We start from the raw sequence: 21,455 nt of genomic DNA, 5'->3' as shown, positions 1-21,455 counted from the left end.
CACTGCTAAACAAATTTAAGTTTTTCTATTAAAGAACTTAGAAATATTATAAAATAATTCACAACAGAATCCGTTATAAAAACAATTAGACTTTGAAAATTAGCATTTGTTACAAAAAATACTAAAAATATATTTGTTTTGTTAATTTTGTCTTTTAAACTAAACTAAAATGCTGAAATTCTTTTCATTCTTATTCTCGATTGCACTTATCTTATTGATTTCCGGTTGTTCCACTTCTCAAAAAATAGCTACATTAAAACCGGAACCCGATGATGCTATTCCCTTAGTTTACGAAAACATTCCCTCTTTTATTAATTTGCCGATTAGCATAAAACTAAAAGACATTGAAAACCAAACAAACTCCATCTTAAATGGATTAATCTATGAGGATAACAATATTGATGATGACGGCATAGAAATGAAAGTTTGGAAACAAGCACCAATTACGATTACAAATGACAAAGGAGTTGCTGGAGATAAAATAAAAACTATTTTACCGCTGAAGGCTATTGTAAAATATAGAATTGGCACAAAAAAAATGGGTGTTGAATTTTATGACACACGAGAATTCAATCTGGACGGCGTGGTGACTTTAATAAGTGAAACCGGATTGATTAACTGGAAACTAAACACTAAAACCGAACTAAAATCATTAGACTGGAACGAAAGCCCAACGATGTCCATTTTTGGGAAAAATGTGCCTGTAACTTACCTGATTAATCCTGGAATCAAACTTTTTAAATCTAAAATTGAAAAAAAGATTGACGATGCTATAGCAAAAGCTATGGATTTCAAACCTAATGTTCTTTCCGCATTAGAAAAAATTTGCACCCCTTTTCAAATGAATGAAGAATATCAGAGCTGGCTTCGTATTGTTCCAATTGAAATCTATTCTACTACTGCCAAACTAAAAAACGATACTTTTTTGCTAGACATGGGTATGAAATGTACTATGGAAACATTGATAGGCAAGAAACCCGAATCAAAATTTGACAAAAACAAAATTGTTTTAAAACCCGTCATAAAAATTCCAGAAGAAATAACCGCAAATATTGTTGCCGTTTCTCCTTATGACGAAGCTTCAAAAATAATGACTACCAATTTCTCCGGACAGGAATTTGGTTCTGGAAGTAAGAAAGTTAAAGTTCAAAACGTAGCTATTTGGCACAAGAACGGCAAAATGATAATTGCCTTAGATGTATTGGGATCTGTAAACGGAACCATTTATCTGGCAGGTTTCCCACAATATAATGACAAAACGAAAGAAGTATTTTTTGACAAATTGGATTATGCCTTGGACACAAAGAACAAATTAATGCGTACCGCTAATTGGCTGGCTCAAGGATTGGTCTTAAGAAAAATTCAGCAAAGTTGTCGCTATTCGATTAAACCAAATTTAGACGAAGGCAAAAAAAGCATGATGAATTATTTGAAAAATTATTCACCAATGCCGGGTGTTTTTGTAAACGGGAAAATGGAGGATATTCAATTCCAAAAAATAGAACTAACCAATCAGGCTATAATTGCTTTTATAAAAGTAAAAGGAGCAGTAAATGTATCGGTGGATGGTTTAAAATAACTTGAATAAATCACTTTTATTTATTCTTTTTCATGCAATAAACAGTATAGCCTATTACACCGACCAAAATATACGGTATTATCATCAAGTAAACAATCCCATCATTAACTGCGGCAGCTTTATCTTTATTTCCTTCACCTGACAATGCCGCACGACACATAGCGCACTGAGCATTTACGGGTAAGTATAAGAAGAAAGAAACAAGAAAAAAGAAACTCGTCTTTACAAATCTTGAGAACCGTAGCATTACAATCTTTTTCATTTTATCTTTATTGAACATAATATGGTGAAATCATTAAGAAAACAACTACACCTGTAACTGCCACATATAACCAAATTGGGAATGTAATTTTGGCTATCTTTTTGTGTTTATCAAATTTAGTAGCCAAAGCTCTCACATAAGTAATCATAACAAGTGGAATAATCGCTATGGATAAGATAATGTGTGTTATCAAAATGAAGAAATACACATATCTAATAACTCCTTCACCACCAAATTTAGTAGAGTCAGCAGTCATATGATAAGCAACGTACATCACCAAAAAGGATACTGACAATGCAATTGCACTTGTCATTAACTGTTCGTGAAGTTTTCTTTTACCTTTTTTAATTGCAATTACGGCAAAAACCAAAATAGCAGCAGTTAATCCATTTGTAGTTGCATAAATAGGTGGTAAAAAAGAAAGTGGTTCCACATTGTAACCAAAATCTTTTAGTTTCACTCCAAATAAAATAGCCACTACTACAGGAATTACAATTGAAACAATTATAATAAATTTACTGAATTTTTGTTCAAGTGAATTCTCTTCCATGTTTAATCTTTTAATAAAATATTAATATCTTGTTGAATATCCCTAACGCCTTTTTTATCTAATCCGTCATAATATAAGATAGGATTACCAAAATCATCTTTTCTACAACGGATAAAACCATTTTTATCTATCAAAGCAAATAATCCTGAGTGCTCAAAACCCCCACTTACTTTACTATTTTCTCCAACATAAAGATTAAAACCTTTATTTGCAATATCAAAAATATAATCCTTATCACCTGTAAGGAAATTCCAATTAGATGATTTTACCCCTAATAATTTAGCGTGCTTTTTCAAAATGGCCGGCGTATCATGAATTGGATCAATAGTAATAGAAACAATTCCAAAATTAGGGTTTCCAAAGAAAGAGTTTTCAATAGCCAACATACTTAAATTCATCTTTGGACAAATTGAAGGACAGGTAGTAAAAAAAAATTCTAAAACGTAAACTTTTCCTTTATAGGTCTCATTCGTAATTTTTATATTATCCTGATTTACTAATTCAAATTTTGGAGCGGGACCAATTCTCACTAATTTACCATCATCCTTTTTTGTCTCACCAATTTTATCCAAACGATCTCCTTTTACAACATCGTCATTCTGTATCCTATCAATTATTTTTGGCACTGCATAAATCCCAAAAAGTAAAATAATAAAGGAAATCCCTATGTATGATTTATTTTTAAGCATAAATTCTAAGAATTAAAGTTCCTTTGTAGCGTTATGATTTTTTTTAAGTGCTGCACGATACTCATACAAAATTACTTTAAAATCATCTAGCATTTCATTACTCAAATCAGCAGGATGAAATGTATTATACCCTTCCTTATACTCTTTCTTTTCTTTTCTTCCTCTAAGATTTCTTTCTTTATCTACAATATAAACATTTGGAGTACCAAGATTTTTATCCAGCTTGCCTACAAGTTTAAGTTGATTGTAGTAAGCATTTATTTCCTTAGGAGAAGCAAAAACAAAATGCCATTGACTCACATCTGTAAAAGCACCTAATGCATCAACAACCTTTTTAGAATCCTCTTCAGTACCTAAAGGACAAACCACAACAAATTGCAAATCTTTGAAAGTATGGTATCGCTGGTATATTTTTTCATTTAAATTAAAAAAATTACCTCTGTTTTTTAAAATTTCAGAACCAGAAAATCCTAAGATGGTTATTTTATTATTTAAGCTAACTTTTTCACCTTTTAAAGATTTCCATTCTCCAAAATCAGCAACTTTAGGGGTAATAACAGGTAACCTCGTAAAACTATTTATACCCGATGCAAAAAAAAGATAGGCAACGATAGGCAAAATAAAAAGGACAAAAAGGACAATATTCTTTTTCATTACAATGATAAAATTTAAAGTACAAAAATAAAAAAAGGCACGCAATGCGTACCCTTTTTTTGAATTAATATCTTGTTAAAAATTCCATTTAATCGTAGAATTCTTAAAAACCTCATAAATATAATTCCCTTCAGTCAAAAGAATGAAAAGTAAATATAATATTAAAAAAATTACTGGTAAAACAACTGCATTTTTTAGTGTACTTTTCTCTCCTTCCATGTGCATGAAAGCCCATACAATATAATATGCTTTTACAAGTGTTAAGATTATAAACAACCAGTTTAGTAAACTCATTGCCATAAAGCTATTCATGTAAAGAAAGTCAGGTTTAATAATTCCAAAAATTACCTCAACAATCGTTATTACAGATAAGAGACCAAAAACTGTCCAAATCCTTTTTGTATTAGAAACATGTTCGTGTGACATAATGATAAATCTAAAATTAAACTAAGTAGAAAAACGTAAATACAAATACCCAAACCAAATCGACAAAGTGCCAGTATAACCCCACTTTTTCAACCATTTCATAACTACCTCTTTTCTCATAAGTTCCTACTAAAACATTAAAAAATATAATGATATTAATAATGATTCCTGAAAATACGTGAAATCCGTGAAACCCTGTGATAAAGAAAAAGAAATCAGCAAATAATTTACTTCCGTATTCATTGTGAGTTAAGTTAGCTCCTTCTATAACTAAACTAGCTTGACTTAATCTTAATTCAGAATCTTTTCTAGAAAGAACTGTTTTCTTTTTTTCAGCAGTTATGGTTTCTGTTCTAATCAAAAGATCAGGATGTGCTTTGAAACCTGCTTGAACTTCGGCAACTGAATAAGCTGGCAAAGAAGATTCATCCATGAACCATTTCCCTTTGTTTCGAGTCAATTGCTCTCTTTCTTCAGGCAAAGTTGCTGCAAAATCAGCAAGTGCTACACGATGTCCTTCTTTATCAACAAACTGAAGTAAACTACCTCCTTTTGTCTCAATGGCACCGTATTCACCTTTTATAAAATTCTTCCATTCCCATGCTTGTGAACCAACGAAGATTATACCTCCAATGATTGTTAAAAACATGTAAATAACCACTTTGTTTTTCTTCATTTGATGACCTGCATCAACAGCCAAAACCATTGTTACAGATGAAAAAATCAAAATAAATGTCATTAATGCTACATAATACATCGGAGCTGATACTCCGTGCATAAATGGAAAGTGAGTAAACACTTCATCGGCCAATGGCCATGTCTCAATAAATTTAAATCTAGAAAATCCATAAGCTGCTAGAAATCCAGAGAATGTTAAGGCATCTGATACGATAAAAAACCACATCATCAATTTGCCATAATCCGCTCCCATTGGCTCTGTTCCGCCTCCCCAAGTTTTTTCTTCACTATTTGCAGTAGTAACTGTCGCTTCCATATAAGTTATTCGTTAAAAAGTTCCCAAATTTACGTTTTTTTATTATTTAAAGAAATATAAAAATAAAAATAAATAAACCCATAAGAAATCAAGAAAGTGCCAATACATTGCACCTAGTTCAATTCCAAGAGTTTGAGTTGAATTGTATTTTTGTTTAAAATGATTATAAATTATAATTAGCAACGAAATTAGACCGCCAGCAAGGTGAGCCAAGTGCACAACGGTAACAATATATAAAAAAGTTGTCGTTATTGAACTCTCACTTCCTGTAAAATAATACCCATTTGATACTATTTGGCTAAAGCCTGCAAATTGCAAAATCACAAATAAAATCCCCAATGCTAAGGTAGACAAAAGAAATATAGTTGTCACCTTTTGATTGTCTTTTTGAATCGCTTTTTTTGCCAAATGAAAAGTAATACTGCATCCTATGATTGCAACAGTACTAAAGTAAAAAGCGGTTGGTAATTGAAAATCCTTCAACCAATCGGCTCTAGATTTACTTACCACAAAAGCACTTGTAAGCCCTGCAAACATCATGGTCATGCTAACCATTGCAAACAGCAGTATCAACTTGTATGACCGTGCTGTTCTGGATTTATGCTCGTCTGTTGTCATTGTAATTTCCATAACTATCTTAAAAATTTATCAAATATATAAACCAATTGTAATAATGTAATATAAGAAACACTCACCAGCATTAAAGTTCTCGCTGCTTTTGCTGTTCTCAATTTGTATAATTGTACTCCATAATAAAGCATCCAAAGCCCAAGCAAAAATACAATAACAGCCGCTATTGGTGTAATAAACAACTGGCCTGTATATCCCAAAACTGGTAAAAGCGAAGCTATAATAAGCCAAACTGTATACAGAATGATTTGCAAGGCGGTCGATTTATCTTTTTTCCCCGTAGGAAGCATAAAAAACCCTGCTTTTTCATAATCTTCATATAAAAACCATCCAATAGCCCAAAAATGTGGAAACTGCCAGAAAAATTGAATTAAAAATAAAGTTCCTGCTTCTATACCAAATTCTCCCGTTGCAGCAACCCATCCCAACATAAAAGGAATTGCACCAGGAAATGCCCCTACAAAAACTGATAACGACGTCATCGTTTTCAAAGGCGTGTAAACACTTGTATAAAGAAATATAGAAATTGCGCCAAACATGGCAGTTTTAGAATTGATTGTGTACAGCAGTACAATTCCAATAATAGTAAGAAGACTTGCAATAATCAAAGCTGTAGTAGAAGACATTCTGCCTGCCGGAACGGGACGATTTTTTGTGCGATCCATCAAAGCATCTAAATCTTTTTCAATAACCTGATTAAAAGCATTAGAAGCCCCTACCATACAATAGCCACCAATAGCCAGCTTCAACAATACCATCCAACTGAAAGAATGAATATCAGCAATCCCAAGCATAAATCCCGCAATGGACGAAAACACGACGCTAACAGCAAGACGTGCTTTGGTTATTTCGCGGAAATCAATATAAATAGATTTTAATGAAAGGGTGTTTTGTGTTGCGTTCAATACTAATGTTTATTTTCTTTGTAAAAACTTTTGCAAAAGTAGCGTATCAAAAAGGATTTGACAAAAAACAATTCATAAAAAAGTTCTTTTAAAAATAAAACTAAGGCTAATAATCAAAATACCAATTAAAAACATCGGAACGTATTCCTAAAGTAAACCAATTAGTGCTTTCCGTAAAAGTAGTTACCGTATTCTTTGTTGGATCAAAATTTCTATAAATATAGCTTCCGAAAAGTTTTAGATTAGTTGCTGGGTTTATCAAATATCCTGCTTGTATGTCAGCAATAAAAACAGCCGTTTTATTTCCTTGCCCTACTTTTACACCGCTATCCAAAGCTCTCTTTTCATCATAATCCTTATAGATATTTCCTCCGTAATTAAAACTATCTTGAGTTGTATCAAAATCCAATCCACGGGTACCCATTGTTATTTTTGCATCAGCAAAATACCTGTCTTTATGATAATGGGCAATTGCTATAAACTCTTTGAAATTTCCACCCCATTGATGTCCTACACTTTGATTGTTATGTGCATAATTGGTAATAGGATTACTATGAGAATAGACATAAGGACGTACGTGGTTGTATTCTAATTGCATTATTAAATTATCAACCTGAAAAGCATTATAATATTTAACGCCTAACTGATACCCAAATTTATTTTTCCAACTGTTATCGCCTCTTTTAACATCTCCAAGAGAGAATTCATCAAGAATAAATTGTCCATATGCATTTATTTGATTATTCCATTTGTATTTATAGGTTAATCCTAAAACTGCATTTCCGCTTCTAGCAGAAGAGGCAAACTCTACTGAACGATAGAAGATAATTGGATTTACAAAATTCACATCAAATCCTCTGTCATTCGTATTTGTCCAAATTACCGATTCAAATAAACCTAGATTAAATTTATTCGATACATTCCAACTCAAATAGTGATTTGCCATAAATTTTGTAGCATACGTTTTTTCAAGTGTAACTTCTGGCCGAACATCTTTAAGCCACATATAGGTATTGGTGTACTTTATTTTCCAGAAATTAGTATTAATTTTGAAATACGGATACGGACTCGCTCCATCACTTTCTAATAAAGAACGGTAGCCATCTCCAATAAAGTTTCTTCCATAACCCAATTGCAAATCAAAATATTTACTGGGTGCAAAAGTTATATTGGCTTCCGCCAAAGGAAAATCATAGGCATCCGTTTTGAAATCTTTAGCAATTCCCATACCTGGAATAATTGCAGGATTCCCTCCCGCTGGCCGTATAGACTCCGCATAACGATTGTAATAATCCGCAAAGCGCCCTTGGCTTTCAAAAACTGTAGTAGAGAAATTAATTTGTTTCCCCAAACCACCTCGAAAATTAATCCCTCGTGTGTTTACGTAAGTGTAACTCGCTTTGGTTTGTGATGCTTTACCAACTTGTAAATCCAATATAGGATTCAACGTGAACCAATAGTCCTCTCCTTGGATTTCAACCGTACTTTCATTCCATAATTTTCTTGCCCACCATCCAGAAACATTTTTCTTTAGTTTATCATTTACGGCTTTAAGATCATAATATTTTGAAACCTCTACATAAGTATACGGTTTTGATGCAGTGTGATTATTAATCCCAACTTGATTTAAAGAAGCATCAAACTGAGAATAATAACTATGCGAAAAAGGAATACTCAAATGACTTTCGAACTGTGGACTATTGAATTTTTTATAAACAATACTATCTAATTCTGTAAGCTGTTTTGTTTCTTTTGGTAAAATTTCAGCTCGAGCAATGGCTTCCGAAGCTAACTGTTCCGGACTTTTTATTGGAATAGCAATTACAATTGTAAATTTAGAATACGTTGGTTTCCCATTATAAGTTGATGGTTTAATCTTTGGAAATGCCCCAAAAACCCGTTTAGTTTCTTTTATCAAATCCTCATCAGTAGCATTTACATAAATCACTTTAAAAATACCATTACTGTCCACTTCGAAAAGTACTTCTACACTACCTTTGAAATTATTTTGTTTCAAATTTTCTGGAACTTTAAAATTTTGGAATACAAAATTTTGAACTTGATAATAAAAACATTTTTCCAACTCCTTAGATTGCAAGTTTTCACAATTCAAAAAAACAGGAAACCGTTCAGCTGAAATACCTGATTGAGTCTCTCTATAATCTTGGGAATAAATAAAAAACGAATAAAACGATAAGAGTAACGTTGACAAACCTTTTTTCATATTGGTTTTCTTTGTGAATTTAGTAATCAATTTGTGAATTTTGCCCATCAGCAATTGCTTTAGCTACTGAGGTTCCGATTCGTTTTACACCCAGTCGTATCATTTCAACAGCCTCTTTATAACTTCTTACACCGCCAGCTGCTTTTACTGGAAGTGGCGAAGCATTTTCCAACATCATAATAATGGATGGAATTGTGGCTCCATTTGGCAAATCACCTTCCGTTTTATAAAACCCTGTTGATGATTTTACAAAAACCGATTGGTACAATTCTTCTTTGAAATTTGAAATAACTACATTTTTTATCAAAGCAGACAATTGTATAATCTGTTTATCATTTAGTGCAGCCACTTCTATAATCCATTTTACAACCTTATTATTTTCCAGTCCCAATAACGTGCATTTTAGGACTTCATCCTTAACCAAATCAATGCTACCATTTTTAAACGCTTCGTAATTACAAACGAAATCCAAATCATCGGCTCCGTCTTCAATCGCTTGAATTGCCTCAGAAATTTTTTCATCTACACTAGACTTCCCTTCCGGAAAATCAATCACTGTACCAATTTGTAAATTTGAATTAGCATCAGTAATCTTTTTTTTTGCAATAGAAACGATATCTGGCCGAATCATAATAAGCTTAAAACACTCTTCGATGGCTTCTTGAATAAATTTTTCAGCAACAATAGTATTATCAGCTTCACTTAGACCTGCTTGTGATGCGGTTTTTAAATAAGTAGAATCTAAATATTGCTTAATATTCATTTTTCCTGTGATTTTACGATCTAATTAAAATCTAATTAGCAAAAATACATTTTAAATTCACATTTAAATTACTATTAATAACTACTTCGTAAAGATGCAATCTTATTTTAAAAATTTATTGAATGTATATAAAAATAAAATCATTTTTATATACAAAAAATCCCACCGAAGTGGGACCATAATATGCATCATGCTTTATTTAAGCTCGTGTACTTATTAAAAAACAAAATTACACAAACAGAGAGTATCCCTCCAGATAAATTTGCTAAAACATCAAAAAAATCTCCTTTTCTAGTTGTTGTAAAAAAGGCTTGTATAATTTCAATTGCTATCCCAAAAAAAATGGAAAATACAAATGATAATACTAAAGGCTTAAAGACATCTAAACTATTCATTTGCTTCTTAAAAAAGAAAAACCAAAGCAATGTAAACACAAAATGAAAAGAAAAATGAACAACTTTATCTAAATTCATAATCTGGATAGCAGGAATATCGCTTGATTTAATTAAACAAAAAAAGACTATCAATACTGTCCAAGATAAAGCCGCCCAAAAATAGAATTGCTTAAGCACCAATAAGTTCTTTGTAAGATTCACTTGAAAGCAACGAATCTATTTCAGCTTCGTTTGCAATCTTTATTTTTATCATCCATCCCGCTCCATAAGGGTCTGAATTAACACTTTCTGGTTTGTTTTCTAATGCATCATTAAACTCGACAATCTCACCTGACAATGGAAGAAACAAATCAGAAACAGTTTTAACTGCCTCAACAGTTCCAAAAACTTCATCTTTTTCTAAAGTCTGGTCTAAAGTTTCCACCTCAACATACACGATATCCCCTAATTCCTTTTGCGCAAAATCAGTAATTCCTATTGTTGCAATATCGCCTTCAATACTAACCCATTCGTGATCTTTAGTGTACTTTAAATTTTCTGGTATATTCATATAAATACTAATTGATAATTATTAATTTGATAATTGAATTTTAGGTGACAAATGTAACAATCTCAATTCAAATCTTGTTTAGATTTTAAAAAAATTAATTTCCAAAATTATAACGTAACGTAAATCCAGATCTAATATTTGTTAAGGGAAAAGAAGTTGATATTACCGCTTTCGAAAATGAATGGTCGTAATAGAAAATTGCTGTCAAATTTTTACTGAATGCATAGTCTGCAGTAATTTTTAAAGACCAAATATTTTGTCCTGCTGCCAACTGATTGTTATCATAATCCAAATACCGAACAATCGTTTGGTTGTTTCGATACGAAAGATCGCCTTTTAAGTTAATATCACTTTTTATAATTCCTGTTGGGTTGTCCGCTAATCTGGAGGAGAAAATCACATCTTTAAATCGGTAACCAAGTCCTACAACATATTCAATTCCTTTTACTTCCGTCAATAAGTTATTATCAAAACTCATTGATAATGCTCTATCTTTTTTTATTTCGGTTAGCACTTTTAAGGAGCTTTTCAATTCAAAATCCATTCTGACAAGCGGACTAAATTGCTCCACTAAATTGATGTTTGACATAATTGTGCTGTTGAAAAAATTACCACTCGCATCCACTCCGTTTGGCGTTTTATCATATTCAAAATTAGATCTAAATGAATTAATAGTATAAGAAGCTCTATAACTATGCTGCATAGAAAAGCGTTTGAAATTCTTTTTAAAAAAAGCATAACGCATTAATCCATTGTATTTTACAGCCCAGTTTGGTATTGGGGAATTTCTAAAAATCCCAAGTGAAACATCCGTTGCATTAGTTCCTGAATACGCCGCTAAAAAAGCAGGCAACAATACCGCTTGATTATTTTTACCATACCCTATAGGATATCCTTCTGCATCTAGATTTGCTGGATTATTGATATCTATCCCGCGCTGCGTTGCCAATCGATTTGCTACTGCAAGTCTATTATTTCTAAAATCGTCAAACGCCGTAGATGAATTTTCATCACTTGTTGAGAAAGATGTTTTTATTAAGACTGTAGAAATTGAGAAAAGACCATAACTATAGGGAGATCTCGAATTATATTGTCCATCTGTAACATCATATTGCTCTGAAAAATTTTTAGAATATGCTCTGTCTAATGACAAATCGATTTTTAAATCAGGTAATAAATCTACATTTGCGGTAGCTTTAAATAACTTATTGGTTACTTGCGAGTAATTTTGATTAAAATCAGGATAATTGGTCAGCCATCCGTTCTTTGCTGCTTCATATCGCACATCATCCTGGCTTCCAAAAATAAATCCTAATGACGGTCTCGATGAACCAAGGAACCCCACACCTGGTGTATATCCTGGCAATATCGTCCCACTATTCTCTGTATAGTTCATCTGGATATTTTTAACACTCGTTAAAATACCCATCAAACCATCTAGAAATTTATTGCTCTTTGCAATTTGTTGTGTATTTGTATTCACCACTTTTTCTCCAGGTTTCGGTACAGTCACCTTAGGTTTAGCAGCTGCTTTATTTGTGTTTTTTGTTAGTCCCAAATACTTATAAAACGCATCCATATTGAATGTAGCATTCAAATTATTTGAGCTTGCATTTTGAACTGTATTTCCTAAATTATAGCTATTCCCTTCAATTTCTATTTGAGACAATGCATTGGACGCACGTTGCCAACTGTAATCACCTGTATAAGAATAGTTCGCTTTTATAAAACTAAATAGCGGAATTTTATTAATTGGCAACTCATAATTCACTACCAATTGCTGCATGTGCTGATTAGGATCTCCAATATCCCAATAACTATCCCAAATTGTAAAAGTATCAATTGGTTCATTATTTTCGTTTAAATAACTTTTGACAATATTACTGGAGGAAGCCGTATAATTTAATTTTAACGATTTTGTCAAATTAAAATTAAAACCATACTGATAATTGAAAGCAAAATTTCTTCTGTACAATGGATCAAGACCAATTCCTTCAACATCAACTTGTCTAAATTGCTGACGATTGTACTGTCTGATAATATTCGTATTGAAAGATATGTTTGAAGGCAGATAATTAAAGTTGAAATCACTCAGTAATTTCCAATAATTACTTTTCTTCATAAAAGCAGTTTTCTTGAAAGGCTCTACAGGCTTAGGCTGAAAACTGTAGGCATAATCGACAGATGAATTTGCATGCTGATCCACATAATCCTCGATTTCAAAATCATGACGTTCCACTTGATTAAAAGACTGCGAAAAAGTGAAGTTTTCCGGATCATAAACATGTTGTTTTTGCTCTGGTCTTCTTTCTTTTCTAACACCTATAAAATTGATGCTTTGACGTTTTGTATAATCCGTAGCTCGACTTTGAATATTATCTCGTTCCGCTTTATCTGTAGTATTATCTAATAACTGTTTTAATTTAATATCTTGATTAAAAGGGTCATATTCTGGAGTAATCATTTCTTCACCAATAGCATAGTTGAACGGTAAATTAATTCCCCATTTCGGAGGTAATAATTTGCCTAAATTAACATTCGTTACGATATTATATTGTTTTGTATCCTCACGATTTCTTTCATTCGGACCTTCTTCTAATGCTCCAAAACCTATGGTGCTTTTTTTACCTGTGGCAGAAACTGTAGCAAAATCAGCAAAATTTGAATCTACATTCAACACGGCTGCCATACCGCCCTGGTTATCCATATCAGCTAAACGAAGTTCATTAAACCAAACTTCTCCTTTAACATCTTGATGGGTTTCGTTACTTTTTACACCAATCATTAATGTTCGCGCTAATCCAAAATTAGGATTTCCTTTTATACCCAATCTCAGCTTATTGTTTTTGTTAGCCAAAGAAGGATCTAATTCTTCTTCATTTTGATAATAAATTCCGTCAAGCGGGAGCGTACTTGGATCGATACTCATTGCCTGAATCTTCAATTTAGTCAATAATGCTAAAGATAAATCAATCTCATTGTCTTCAGGCCAAACTGCTTCGGCACTTAAAGCCGAACAATCTGAACTGGAAGTCGAGGAAGGAACAGTAACTTTTAGAGGAATTTCTATTTGATAAAAATTCTGTGTAAAATCATTTCCAAAACGGATAAAACCTACCATTTGATTATCCCGAAGCGCAATTTCATTTGGTAAAGATTCCGCATGTAAGAACATCTTCAATTTCTTGAACTGACGCATGTCAATACTCACATTTTTAAAAACAGCTCTCGAATCTTCTGGCTCCAATCCATCACCAGATACTCTTAAAGATAATGATTGCTCATTCTGGTTGATAACAGTATTATTATTATACAATTGCTCTCTAACTACCCCCGGAGGAGTAATATAATTTACGGGACATCTTTCATTATTTTCTTGAACATTCACTGCTAAAACATCTAAAGTTGTTTTATCATCAACAACATTTGTATCATTAAAATCAAGTGTATTCGTATATCTTCTCCATTCTCCTCTCACTAAATCTAAAGCACCAAAGCGAACCGTTACCAGATCATTAAAACCGGTCATGAACATTCTCATGAAACGGATTGATCTAAAATCAGAGATATTACCGATTGTGTTTTCAGGTTGTGAAACAGGAATTTTAAATTGAATCCATCTGGCATCAGTTACAGAACCGTTTGGCAATGTAACTTGCGTACTTCGTATATCAGTAATGTAATTTTCCCCCACATTCATATTTGGCTTAACATCAATACTGTATTCATAATACGCATTGATAGTATTCATTGTATTGTCCCTATTTATATCTTCTACATCAGGAACTGTAGAAGAACCTCGATTAGGATCGTTAATATCAACTGCGGAGTTTCCATCTACGCCATTGTATTTTTTATATCTCTCTAAAACATTCCCTGAGGCATTTAAATAATAGGTATAATCATCTCCTGCAGGGTCAGAATCAGACGTATAATTATTGTAAATAGCACCTTCTTTAGCATTAGCCAAACCATCTAAACCAACATCTTGATTGGCTCTGTTAGCTGTATTTGTATCAAAAGCATAAATCAAAGATTGTGATGCAGGCACATCTCCCCAAATTGATCGTGGATTTGCCAATATCTGATCTGGTCCAAGTCCATTTTCATATTGTTTCCTTCCATCTTTTAATACATCCTCTGAAACTTCACCTAAATTGAAATAAACTTTACCTGTATTTGACTGCGGTATTTGACCGCTTCCTACGTATGGATCTAACACCCAAAATTGAATATATTCTACGTTTCCTTGTTCGAAATTAGTAGAATTTAATGATCTCATAATTCCCCCAAAATTACTTGCCGGGTTTGTAGAAACGTTTGAACTATTATTATACGGACCTCTATCAGAAGGATAATAACTTAAATCCAATGTGTTTACAACTTGGGATTGTCCCTGTGCAATGTCAGTTAAAGGGTACAGTTCCTCACTAAAAATTCTTCTGGTAGTGTTGAAAGATAATTCTTCATTTGTGATTCCGGACGGTTTTTGAGTATAAAATACCGGGTCTATTGAATACCAAGCCAACTTGGCTCTTTTAAAACCATAACTCAAATCGTTAGCATTGCCATTAAAATCATATGTGCTTCTCGCATTTTTCTCCGGGGTCGATGATAAACTCCAAGCATATGGGGAACGCATATCGATGGTCGATTGAGAACCTTCAAAATCATCCACATAAATAGTTGATTCTCCCTCAAAACGATCTGCTTTTGGCGAATCTGGTTTCAAAAATGCAATTTCTCCCCTTATGGAAAGGTTAGAAGGAACATCAGTATCTAAATTTGGCAATTTATTCACTAATCGGGTCAAAAGAGGAACTTCAGTAGAAAAATTAGTATTAAAACCAAAAATGGTATTATTTACAGATTCCTGACCAAAACTAGATTTTTGGGTAAATGGCTTCTCTGTCATTTTTAAAAAAGTCGCTCCGACTAAGAAATTGTCAGAAATTTTATGCTCTACATTTACGCCCATAAACCTTCTGGTTTGCTGACCAAAAATAGAATTGTTTTCTAAAGAAACTTCAATAGGTGTATTTGAAGCTTGAAGAGAAGGATCTAAAATTTGAACCCTACCCAATTGATAATTCACACTATAGTCAATTCCTTCAACCAGAACTCTTCCTCCAGCCGTTACTACAACCGAACCTCTGGGAACATTAAAAGCTCCAATTGGTATTCCGTCACCGCCTGAGGATTTATATTTTCCTCTTAATAAAAATTTATTTTTTTCACTGTCTTGTAAAGCCCCGGATTGTGTATTGCGATACATGTTTCTAAACACGTATTTCTTTTGATTAAGATTATATGTGTTGGTATCATTATAATTTTCTCCTGAACCCGTATTTGACAATTTAGAAAACAAGAGTTCTCCAAATGGCTCTTTGGTTGTGAATATTATCCTCCCGTTTTGAGCGTCAATCGTCAAGCCTTGCATAAAATCAAAAAAACCATCACCGCCAGCTTGTGGATCATTATTGTAATTCAGTTTATCTAAATTAAATACTTTCAACAAAGGAGTTTCTGCCACTTTATTTTCGGGCAATGGATTCGGCGGAAAAGGACTTCCCGGGACTTCTGTAATGTAGTTTAAGGCTGAAGGATCCGTATAAAGAATATTAAATCTAAAGTCTTCCTGTTTCACTTGGTATGCCCCCGGAATCTGATAAATATTTTTCATCATCAGGTTCCAAACAGGGTTTTTGACATTGGTCAAATTACTTTTCAGCATTTTCAAGATCAAACTTTGCGTAATAATTGCCTGAGTTGAATTATTACTATTTCCTGTAACAACTGTTGCATCTACTCCATCATTACCAAATTCACCCACTTGATAGACTTTATCCCCAATTGTATATTGATACGCCACGGCTAAGACCTCATCATTGGCTAGTCGTTGTTGCAATGAAATATATCCTAATTGTGCATTAAAAGTATATTCGTTAGGATTTAGTTTTCTGGCGTTTTCTAATTTAGAATAGTCCTGACCTTCACTTACAGTAACATTAAATCCAGAACTTGAAGTAACAATTTCTCGTATGTTATTATTCAACAAACCAGTTCCTGCATTTATTTGTGCAGGATCGTAATCATTATTTGAATTATCAGAAGGAGAATTGACAGGATTATTAAACATCCCGGTTGAAGGATCTAAAACTACTACTTCATTGTCTGCTAAACCAGTCAATTGGCCCTCTCCTAAATCCTGGAGTGCAATAATATTCCGCAGATTGTTATTTGTTGTGCTAACCCTGTTTTGCTTGTTGGTAACCCAAATTTCCAATCTTGAAATCTGAACCCTACTATCAATGAAAGGATAATTTTTTAGTGATGCATCGTATTTGTTTCTAAAATATTGAGACAAGAAAAAATGTCGGTCATTATCATAATCTAGCGCATACAAATCAAAGTCCTGAATCGTTCCGCCACCTTGAGCAATTAAACTTTTAGTTTGCGATTTTTGTTCCGAAAATATACCTGTAACTGTAGTTTTCCCAAATTGCAATTGTGTTTTTACACCAAATAAACTTTGCGCTCCTCTAATTAATGAGCTATTCAAAGGCATACTTACATTTCCAACTTCAATTTTTTGAATAATATCATCCTCCGAAGGTGCATATTCTAACTTGATTAGATTTTGAAAAGCAAAAGTAGACTGAGTATCGTAATTAGCGTTTACACTAAGTCGTGTCCCCACTTTTCCCATTAAACTCATGCTTATTCTTTGATTAAAATCAAAAGAAAGATTGGATCTGTTTCTAGGAGAAAATGAAGGATTATCTTGTTTTGTATACCGCATTCCTAAATCCATTTCTATTGATCCGGTAGGTTTTACGTCAATAGTATTACTTCCAAAAATAGATTCAAAAAGCCCTGATTTTACATAATACCTTGGCAATAAATCTTTTTTGGCAGCTTCACTGCCTTCTTTTTTTCCATCAATGGCATCTACTTTTTTCTTGAAATAATCTCGCATAGATTCTTTCAAAACCAAGTTTTCATACTCTTTTGGAGTTAAAATAATAGGATAGTTAATAGAAAACCCATCTACAGAATTGGTATAAATATACCTATCCGTAACAGGATCATATGTGTAAGCAGAGAGAACACTTTGAGGATCTTTTAACTGGACTTTTCCTGTAGAGAAACCCGTTTTAATTGTATCCTGAGCGGCCGGTGTTACCTGAGCTTGCGATACAAAACCACAAAATATGACTAGCAAAAAAATACAAATTTTATGCATATAATCCGTGTTTTGAGTACCTTTTATAAGTTCTTTAAAGCTTTCTTAATAATAGATTCAACAGAAGCATCTGGATCCTCTTTTACAATTTTTTCTACGATTCGTTCTGAAGTTTTTCGAACAAAACCTAATACCTCCAAAGCAGATAACGCTTCATCTCGATTTGTATTGCTTTGTGACATAGAAACTTCATCTAAATCATACAATTTCAATACTTTTTCTTTCAAATCAAGTATTACTCTTTGTGCCGTTTTACTACCAATTCCTTTTATAGATTGAATGGTAATTACATCACCTGATGCAATAGCATTTGTAATTTGTTTTGGGTCTAATGATGATAACATAGTTCTGGCAATACTGGCACCAATACCAGAAACTGACAATAATAATTTAAAAATCTCCCTTTCTGATTTTTCTACAAAACCAAATAAAGTATGCGCATCTTCTTTTATTTGAAGATGCGTATACAATTTTATAAAGTCAGTATTGGGGAGTAAAGAGTAGGTATGTAAGGATATATTTACATGATATCCTACGCCTCCACAATCAATAACTACCTGTGTTGGTGTCTTTTCTACTAATTTCCCTTGTATATGTGCAATCATTTTTTATAATATATGTCACCAAATATAATAAAATTAGCACATAATTTCGCTACATATATCTGTTTAAATGCTCTTTTTATCAAAGAACTATCCTATTACAAATTCTTTTTCTTTTCTTTTTCTTGGGCATCAATTACAGCTATAGCTGCCATATTTACCATTTCTTCTACGCTTGCGCCAAGTTGAAATATATGAACTGGTTTTCCCATTCCTAACATGATAGGTCCTATTGAATCCACCTTGTTCAATTCTTTCAAAAGTTTATAGGTAATATTAGCTGATTCCAAATTAGGAAAAATCAATGTATTAACTTTTTTACCTGCTAATTTAGAAAACGGAAACTTTGCCTTCAACATTTCCGGATTCAAAGCAAAATCAGCTTGAATTTCACCATCAATAACCATTTCAGGATGGTTTTTATGCAAATAATCCACGGCTTCTCTCACCTTAGTGGCACTTTCATTTGTAGAAGAACCAAAATTTGAATACGACACCATTGCAATTACCGGCTCTACTCCAAACATTTTGGCTGTTTTTGCAGTCATAATGGCAATTTTAGCTAAATCATCTGCAGAAGGATTTATATTTATCGCCGTATCCGATAAAAACATCGGTCCACGACTGGTCATCATCATATTTGTGGTGGCAACAAGAGAAGCACCATGAGCTTTCTCAATAAGTTGCAACATTGGTTTCACAACAGATGGATAACTTCTGGAATGTCCCGTAACAAGTGCATCTGCTTCACCTTCATTGACCATCATGGCTGCAAAATAATTTCTTTCACGCATTAATTTCTGAGCATCCAATAATGATATTCCACGCCTTTGTCTGGATGACCAATAGGTTTTGGCAAACTTATTTCTTCTAGGCTCTTCTTCTTTTATTTTTGGATCTATAATTTGAACATCGGCATCAAACCCTAGTTCTTCTTTTAATTCTAAAATTATCTCTTTGTTCCCTAATAAAATTGGAAAACCAATTCCTTCTTCTAATACAATTTGAGCCGCTTTAAGCACATCTAAATGATCTGCTTCCGCAAAAACGATTCTTTTTGGGTCCATTTTAGCTCTATTGGTAATCAATCGAACCATTTTATTGTCATTCCCTAAACGATCTAAAAGTTCTTCTTCATACTTTTTCCAATCCGTGATAGGATTTAACGCTACTCCTGAATCCATAGCTGCTTTTGCCACAGCAGGTGCCACAATAGTGATCAATCTTGGGTCAAATGGTTTAGGAATAATATATTCTTTTCCAAAAACCAATTTAGTTGCTCCATAAGCAACATTTACTTGTTCTGGAACTGATTCTTTTGTCAATAAAGCCAGTGCTTTTACAGCTGCCATTTTCATGGCTTCATTAATTTTGGTTGCACGAACATCAAGCGCTCCTCTAAAAATATAAGGAAATCCAAGAACGTTATTTACCTGATTAGGAAAATCAGAACGTCCAGTAGCCATGATAACGTCTTTTCTAGTTGCAACTGCCAGATTATAATCAATTTCAGGATCTGGATTTGCCATTGCAAAAACGATTGGATTTTCTGCCATACCCATCAACATCTGTGGAGACATAATTCCACCTGTTGACAAACCTAAAAAGATATCCGCACCAACTAATGCTTCCTCAAGACTCATTGGTTTTATGTCTCTGGCATATTTTTGTTGCAAAACAGAAAGAGAAGAATTGTCTTTAGTCAAAACTCCTTTACTGTTAAACATCAATATATTTTCAACTTTTACTCCTAATAAAACATATAAATCGGCACAAGCTAGAGCAGCAGAACCCGCTCCGGAAACCACCATTTTCACATCTTCTGATTTTTTATTAGCCAATTCTAATGCATTCAACAAAGCAGCCGATGATATAATAGCTGTTCCGTGTTGATCATCGTGCATTACCGGGATGTTCAGCTCTTCAACCAATCTTCTTTCTATTTCAAAAGACTCCGGAGCTTTAATATCTTCTAAATTAATTCCACCAAAAGTTGGTGCTATATTTTTAACGGTCTGGATAAATTCCTCAATATCTTTAGTTCCAATTTCGATATCAAATACATCAATATCAGCAAAAATTTTAAACAATAATCCTTTACCTTCCATTACCGGTTTAGACGCCTCAGGACCAATATCCCCTAGCCCTAATACCGCTGTACCATTGGTAATTACTGCTACTAAATTTCCTTTAGCTGTATATTTATAAACATTGTTAACATCTTTTGCAATTTCTAAACATGGCTCGGCTACACCGGGGGAATAGGCCAAAGATAAATCTCTTTGTGTTGCATATTTCTTAGTGGGAACTACCTGAATTTTACCAGGAGTAGGCTTTGCGTGGTATAATAATGCTTCTCTTCTTTTGCTGTTTTTGTCCATTGTTTTTAGATTTTATTCTATCATACAAAGATAGAAGACTTGGTTTAAAAAGTCAGCTTTTATCCTATTCTTTTATAAAAAACAAACTAATACAAGCAGGTACAAATAAAAATAGCTGCAAAAATTTGCAGCTATCATAGTATTGGACTATTTACTTCTATTGTGTAATGTAAGAGTTTAAATGTTGAATTGTATCTTTTTGGATTTCGATTATCGCTTTTACAACATCACTTATGGATATAATTCCTATGACCGTATCGTTTTCTAAAACAGGTAAATGCCTCACTCTTTTAGTACTCATTAATTCCATACAATAATCTAAATCATCTGATGGTTTTACTGTAACTACATCTGTCTCCATAATTTCATGAACCAAGGCTTTCTTTGAAGATTTAGCTTTCAAAACAATTTTTCGGGCATAATCTCTCTCAGACAAAACTCCTTTCAAAACTCCATCTTCGATGATAAGAATGGCTCCAATGTTTTTTTCGCTCATCACTGTCAAAGCTTCGTATACAGTGTTAGTGGAAAGTATGGAATAAACTTCCTTTCCTTTTGTGCTTAATATTTGATTAACAGTCATAATAGATAAGTTTAATTTATTA

The 21,455-nt window shown here is 33.0% G+C and carries 17 protein-coding genes; 1 reads left to right on the top strand and 16 read right to left on the bottom strand.

Annotation, left to right across the window (positions count from 1 at the left end; translation table 11 throughout):
• Nucleotides 1-169: 169 nt before the first annotated feature.
• On the top strand, nt 170-1,579 hold the full coding sequence (locus ACNQGG_RS02410) for a DUF4403 family protein (protein WP_417961187.1): 1,410 nt from the start codon (nt 170-172) through the stop codon (nt 1,577-1,579).
• A gap of 16 nt (nt 1,580-1,595) precedes the next feature.
• Here the strand turns inward: ACNQGG_RS02410 and ACNQGG_RS02405 are convergent, their stop codons facing one another.
• The 16 genes from ACNQGG_RS02405 to ACNQGG_RS02330 form a co-directional block, all read right to left on the bottom strand.
• Nucleotides 1,596-1,826, bottom strand: a complete 231-nt coding sequence (locus ACNQGG_RS02405; protein ID WP_417961185.1) for a hypothetical protein — start codon at nt 1,824-1,826, stop codon at nt 1,596-1,598.
• Between the two features lie 22 nt (nt 1,827-1,848).
• On the bottom strand, nt 1,849-2,391 hold the full coding sequence (locus tag ACNQGG_RS02400; protein ID WP_417961183.1) for a DUF420 domain-containing protein: 543 nt from the start codon (nt 2,389-2,391) through the stop codon (nt 1,849-1,851).
• A gap of 2 nt (nt 2,392-2,393) precedes the next feature.
• A complete protein-coding gene (locus ACNQGG_RS02395) occupies nt 2,394-3,080 on the bottom strand; it encodes an SCO family protein (RefSeq protein ID WP_417961181.1) in 687 nt (228 codons plus the stop codon).
• 12 nt (nt 3,081-3,092) lie between these two features.
• Nucleotides 3,093-3,734 carry a hypothetical protein gene (locus tag ACNQGG_RS02390; protein ID WP_417961179.1) on the bottom strand — a complete coding sequence of 214 codons (642 nt, stop codon included), beginning with the start codon at nt 3,732-3,734 and terminating at the stop codon, nt 3,093-3,095.
• Nucleotides 3,735-3,809: 75 nt separating this feature from the next.
• Nucleotides 3,810-4,160, bottom strand: coding sequence for a cytochrome C oxidase subunit IV family protein (locus ACNQGG_RS02385; RefSeq protein ID WP_417961177.1), 351 nt, complete (start codon nt 4,158-4,160; stop codon nt 3,810-3,812).
• A gap of 16 nt (nt 4,161-4,176) precedes the next feature.
• Entirely contained in the window at nt 4,177-5,154 is a 978-nt protein-coding gene (locus tag ACNQGG_RS02380; RefSeq protein ID WP_417961175.1) for a cytochrome c oxidase subunit 3, read from the bottom strand.
• A 42-nt stretch (nt 5,155-5,196) separates the two neighbouring features.
• On the bottom strand, nt 5,197-5,784 hold the full coding sequence (locus ACNQGG_RS02375) for a cytochrome c oxidase subunit 3 (protein WP_417961173.1): 588 nt from the start codon (nt 5,782-5,784) through the stop codon (nt 5,197-5,199).
• 2 nt (nt 5,785-5,786) lie between these two features.
• Nucleotides 5,787-6,689 carry a heme o synthase gene (gene cyoE / locus ACNQGG_RS02370; protein WP_417961171.1) on the bottom strand — a complete coding sequence of 301 codons (903 nt, stop codon included), beginning with the start codon at nt 6,687-6,689 and terminating at the stop codon, nt 5,787-5,789.
• A gap of 106 nt (nt 6,690-6,795) precedes the next feature.
• On the bottom strand, nt 6,796-8,961 hold the full coding sequence (locus ACNQGG_RS02365) for a gliding motility protein RemB (RefSeq protein ID WP_417961169.1): 2,166 nt from the start codon (nt 8,959-8,961) through the stop codon (nt 6,796-6,798).
• On the bottom strand, nt 8,933-9,676 hold the full coding sequence (deoC, locus tag ACNQGG_RS02360) for a deoxyribose-phosphate aldolase (RefSeq protein WP_417961167.1): 744 nt from the start codon (nt 9,674-9,676) through the stop codon (nt 8,933-8,935). Before deoC ends, ACNQGG_RS02365 begins: the two co-directional genes overlap by 29 nt.
• 188 nt (nt 9,677-9,864) lie before the next feature.
• Nucleotides 9,865-10,248 (bottom strand): VanZ family protein, encoded by a 384-nt coding sequence (locus tag ACNQGG_RS02355; protein ID WP_417961165.1) that lies wholly within the window; start codon nt 10,246-10,248, stop codon nt 9,865-9,867.
• On the bottom strand, nt 10,241-10,621 hold the full coding sequence (gcvH, locus tag ACNQGG_RS02350) for a glycine cleavage system protein GcvH (protein ID WP_417961163.1): 381 nt from the start codon (nt 10,619-10,621) through the stop codon (nt 10,241-10,243). The genes ACNQGG_RS02355 and gcvH overlap by 8 nt, the downstream gene beginning before the upstream one ends.
• A gap of 94 nt (nt 10,622-10,715) precedes the next feature.
• Nucleotides 10,716-17,867 carry a T9SS outer membrane translocon Sov/SprA gene (gene sov / locus ACNQGG_RS02345; protein WP_417961161.1) on the bottom strand — a complete coding sequence of 2,384 codons (7,152 nt, stop codon included), beginning with the start codon at nt 17,865-17,867 and terminating at the stop codon, nt 10,716-10,718.
• A 23-nt stretch (nt 17,868-17,890) separates the two neighbouring features.
• Nucleotides 17,891-18,472 carry a Holliday junction branch migration protein RuvA gene (gene ruvA / locus ACNQGG_RS02340; protein WP_417961159.1) on the bottom strand — a complete coding sequence of 194 codons (582 nt, stop codon included), beginning with the start codon at nt 18,470-18,472 and terminating at the stop codon, nt 17,891-17,893.
• Nucleotides 18,473-18,567: 95 nt separating this feature from the next.
• Nucleotides 18,568-20,850, bottom strand: a complete 2,283-nt coding sequence (locus ACNQGG_RS02335) for an NADP-dependent malic enzyme (protein ID WP_417961157.1) — start codon at nt 20,848-20,850, stop codon at nt 18,568-18,570.
• A 157-nt stretch (nt 20,851-21,007) separates the two neighbouring features.
• Nucleotides 21,008-21,433: a CBS domain-containing protein gene (locus ACNQGG_RS02330; protein WP_417961155.1), complete on the bottom strand. Its 426-nt coding sequence runs from the start codon at nt 21,431-21,433 to the stop codon at nt 21,008-21,010.
• Between the last annotated feature and the right edge of the window lie 22 nt (nt 21,434-21,455).

It is taken from the genome of Flavobacterium esculini (assembly GCF_048284325.1).
Taxonomy (GTDB): domain Bacteria; phylum Bacteroidota; class Bacteroidia; order Flavobacteriales; family Flavobacteriaceae; genus Flavobacterium.
Note: the sequence above shows the minus strand (reverse complement) of the source record. Positions and strands in the feature narration are given on the sequence as shown.

What these genes read in the sequence shown, in the direction of transcription:
- ACNQGG_RS02410 (WP_417961187.1), top strand. Translation starts at nt 170, where the DNA reads ATGCTGAAATTCTTTTCATTCTTATTCTCGATTGCACTTATCTTATTG.
- ACNQGG_RS02405 (WP_417961185.1), bottom strand. Translation starts at nt 1,826, where the DNA reads ATGCTACGGTTCTCAAGATTTGTAAAGACGAGTTTCTTTTTTCTTGTT.
- ACNQGG_RS02400 (WP_417961183.1), bottom strand. Translation starts at nt 2,391, where the DNA reads ATGGAAGAGAATTCACTTGAACAAAAATTCAGTAAATTTATTATAATT.
- ACNQGG_RS02395 (WP_417961181.1), bottom strand. Translation starts at nt 3,080, where the DNA reads ATGCTTAAAAATAAATCATACATAGGGATTTCCTTTATTATTTTACTT.
- ACNQGG_RS02390 (WP_417961179.1), bottom strand. Translation starts at nt 3,734, where the DNA reads ATGAAAAAGAATATTGTCCTTTTTGTCCTTTTTATTTTGCCTATCGTT.
- ACNQGG_RS02385 (WP_417961177.1), bottom strand. Translation starts at nt 4,160, where the DNA reads ATGTCACACGAACATGTTTCTAATACAAAAAGGATTTGGACAGTTTTT.
- ACNQGG_RS02380 (WP_417961175.1), bottom strand. Translation starts at nt 5,154, where the DNA reads ATGGAAGCGACAGTTACTACTGCAAATAGTGAAGAAAAAACTTGGGGA.
- ACNQGG_RS02375 (WP_417961173.1), bottom strand. Translation starts at nt 5,784, where the DNA reads ATGGAAATTACAATGACAACAGACGAGCATAAATCCAGAACAGCACGG.
- ACNQGG_RS02365 (WP_417961169.1), bottom strand. Translation starts at nt 8,961, where the DNA reads ATGGGCAAAATTCACAAATTGATTACTAAATTCACAAAGAAAACCAAT.
- deoC (WP_417961167.1), bottom strand. Translation starts at nt 9,676, where the DNA reads ATGAATATTAAGCAATATTTAGATTCTACTTATTTAAAAACCGCATCA.
- gcvH (WP_417961163.1), bottom strand. Translation starts at nt 10,621, where the DNA reads ATGAATATACCAGAAAATTTAAAGTACACTAAAGATCACGAATGGGTT.
- sov (WP_417961161.1), bottom strand. Translation starts at nt 17,867, where the DNA reads ATGCATAAAATTTGTATTTTTTTGCTAGTCATATTTTGTGGTTTTGTA.
- ruvA (WP_417961159.1), bottom strand. Translation starts at nt 18,472, where the DNA reads ATGATTGCACATATACAAGGGAAATTAGTAGAAAAGACACCAACACAG.
- ACNQGG_RS02335 (WP_417961157.1), bottom strand. Translation starts at nt 20,850, where the DNA reads ATGGACAAAAACAGCAAAAGAAGAGAAGCATTATTATACCACGCAAAG.
- ACNQGG_RS02330 (WP_417961155.1), bottom strand. Translation starts at nt 21,433, where the DNA reads ATGACTGTTAATCAAATATTAAGCACAAAAGGAAAGGAAGTTTATTCC.